Source organism: Moorena sp. SIO4E2 (assembly GCF_010671945.1).
Classification (GTDB): Bacteria; Cyanobacteriota; Cyanobacteriia; order Cyanobacteriales; family Coleofasciculaceae; genus Moorena; species Moorena producens.
In genome coordinates this window covers 1-2100 of sequence record NZ_JAAHIE010000966.1, presented here as the reverse complement: position 1 = coordinate 2100, position 2100 = coordinate 1, and the positions used below count along the sequence as shown (strand labels likewise).

General features: G+C 38.1%; 1 protein-coding gene and 1 pseudogene. Both read left to right on the top strand.

What is annotated here, in order from left to right; genetic code table 11:
* Positions 1–485: 485 nt before the first annotated feature.
* Positions 486–983: pseudogene (locus F6K37_RS39530) on the top strand (flavin monoamine oxidase family protein); the annotation flags it as partial.
* 59 nt (positions 984–1042) lie between these two features.
* Entirely contained in the window at positions 1043–2080 is a 1038-nt protein-coding gene (locus tag F6K37_RS39525; RefSeq protein WP_287256725.1) for a sulfite exporter TauE/SafE family protein, read from the top strand.
* Positions 2081–2100: the final 20 nt, after the last annotated feature.

Below are 2100 nucleotides of genomic sequence, written 5' to 3'. Positions count from 1 at the left end.
ACCGAACTAAGAGGGATTTGCGATCGCTTAAATAGAATTATTGATAATAGAATTACTTAAAAAAGTATAAAAAAATAAAATATCAGTTTTTAGCTTGGGCACCGATTAAGTAACTTATGGGCTGAACTTATTATCCAGTAAGGATTTCAGGTTGCATGTCATCCCCCCCAGAAAATTTCACTAAAGGCGATTAGGAATCGCGCAGTAATAAGTTTTCCATTTCTGTATACTAATTGAGAGCTGTAACTCTTGCTCCTGAAGGAATGGCGTTATTCAATCCTTGTTTAAATTAACCTGTAATAGGTAAGTTATTTTTGCGCGATTTCTTAGTTTAATTGCTGCATATGGGACAGATAAACTGATGCAACGCCTATGTTCAAGGAGGAGTGACCCAGACCATGGCAGCAGAATACCTGATTTGTACCCTTCCCTTCAGCGTCCTGCGCCACCTAAAAATTACTCCATCCTGATCGGAGAAAAAAAACCGGGCAATTCAGGAAATATCTTATCTTTCCTTGTCCCGTATCTTCTTGCAAGTCAGGAAACGTTACTGGTTAGACCAGGGGTTGAACGGTTTTGGTTTAGCAGACTATCCCACTGAACTCTGGCACTCCAGTTTCGATCTACCCCAACAAAGGGCTATATTGGTTTCCTATATGAAGGGAGAGCCATCGCAGAGTCTGGCCACCATGAGTGAAGCAGAACGAATAGAATATGCGATCGCCCAATTAGAACCCATGCTTCCTGGTCTAGAGGAGTATATTGAAGGTGGTCTATCCGTATGCTGGGATGAAGATAATTGGGCAAAAGGTGGACATGTTCTGTTGAGTGCTGGACAAGTAACTGGACTACTGCCACATACTGCTAATCCTGAAGGGCGCATACATTTTGCGGGCGAACATACCTCCCCTTGGCACGGCTGGGTACAAGGTGCCTTAGAATCAGGCTATCGTGCCGCAATCGAGATTAACAACATTTTTTAGCAGCAACTAGCTAGCACAACTTATTTCTTCTTTCAAGCAAGCCATAACTAGTAAAAATTATGTCAATAAAAAAAATATTAAAGTTTGTTAAAATATATCAATCTCATTTAACTTTAAGACAAAAAACTATAGTAATAATCGCACTCATAGTGTGGAGTATTTGGCTGAATACGCTTGGTATACAAGAGGCAATAGCATATTGTTACAATCATTGGGAGATTGCTTTAACAATGATGTTTGGCTCTATAATTGCTGGAGGAACAAGTATTGGTGGAGGAGCAGTCGCTTTTCCTGTATTTACTAAATTGCTAAATGTTTCACCTCATGATGCTAAGGTATTTTCCCTAGCAATTCAAAGTGTTGGTATGAGTGCCGCCTCAGTAGCAATTTGGGTGACAAGAATTAGGGTGGAGTGGCGGACGATCATTTGGGCTAGTATTGGAGGAGCATTTGGTATTTGGATTGGATTAGCTTTTTTTTATCGCTTTTTTCCCCCAGATATGATCAAGATGTCTTTTACCATGATGATCGCTAGTTTACCCTTTAGTTTAATCATGTCAGGAAAGAAAAGACAATACTATTTACAAGTCAATTATTGGAGTTTTAGAGAACGATTAATATTCTTTTTGACTGGGCTATTGGGAGGAATAATGAGTTCTTTATTCGGCAATGGAATTGACATTTTAACATTTTCTGTAATGGTACTTTTATTTCGTATCAGTGAGAAAGTTGCCACTCCTACCTCGGTTGTTTTGATGGCTATAAATGCTGTAATAGGATTTACTTTACAAGTGTTTTTTATAAAAAATTTTACTGATCCGGCGCTTAGTTATTGGCTAGCTGCAGTTCCTGTAGTTGTTATCGGTGCTCCTTTAGGAGCTATGTTTTGCAGCCTATTACGTCGCCAAACTATTGTCAATATTCTTATTGGTATAATCTTGATTGAGTTGCTCACTTCTTTACTCATAATTCCCTTGAGAGTCACAACTATTTATGTGAGCTTAATAATATTTATCTTGTTCTCTTTGCTCAATTACTGGATGTATTACACTGATATTTATGCAATCAAATCTATAAAAAAAGGTACAGTTAAATAATGAGTCAAGTCAATATGAAC